The 579-nt window shown below is 63.6% G+C and carries 1 protein-coding gene; it reads left to right on the top strand.

Annotation, left to right across the window (positions count from 1 at the left end; all coding sequences use genetic code 11):
• On the top strand, positions 1-579 hold a 579-nt coding region (locus TU76_RS24215; RefSeq protein WP_048352689.1), incomplete at both ends, for an MFS transporter.

Raw genomic sequence — 579 nt, 5'->3', positions numbered from 1 at the left:
AGCGCGCCAGCGGGCGTCACATGATGTCGGGCTTTCATGGCTTGTTCAGCGTCGGCGGGATTGCCGGAGCAGCCGGGGTCAGCGCCCTGCTCGCCCTGGGCCTGTCGCCGCTGTGGGCGATTGCAGCCGTGGTTGTGCTGATACTGGCCGCGCTGGCCAAAGCGGCACCGCATCTGTTGCCCTATGGCAGCGAAAGCAGCGGCCCGGCCTTTGCCGTGCCCCATGGGGTAGTGCTGTTTATCGGGGTGCTGTGCTTTATCGTGTTCCTCGCCGAAGGCGCCATGCTCGACTGGAGCGCTGTGTTCCTGACCACCGAAAAAAGCTTGGGTGAAGCCTATGCGGGCTTGGGCTATGCCGCATTCGCACTGACCATGACGGTCGGCCGATTGCTGGGCGATACCATCGTCAGGCGTCTGGGCGCGAGGCGGGTAATTGTTCTGGGAGGTTTGTTCGCCGCCTTTGGCATGGCGCTGGCCACCCTGGCCCCGAACTGGGAGCTTTCCCTGCTGGGCTATGCGCTGGTCGGCGTCGGTTGCTCAAATATTGTGCCGGTGCTGTATACCGCCGTTGGCAAGCAAA

The organism is Pseudomonas psychrophila, assembly GCF_001043005.1.
Classification (GTDB): Bacteria; Pseudomonadota; Gammaproteobacteria; order Pseudomonadales; family Pseudomonadaceae; genus Aquipseudomonas; species Aquipseudomonas psychrophila.
This window is presented reverse-complemented; position numbering and strand designations above follow the sequence as displayed.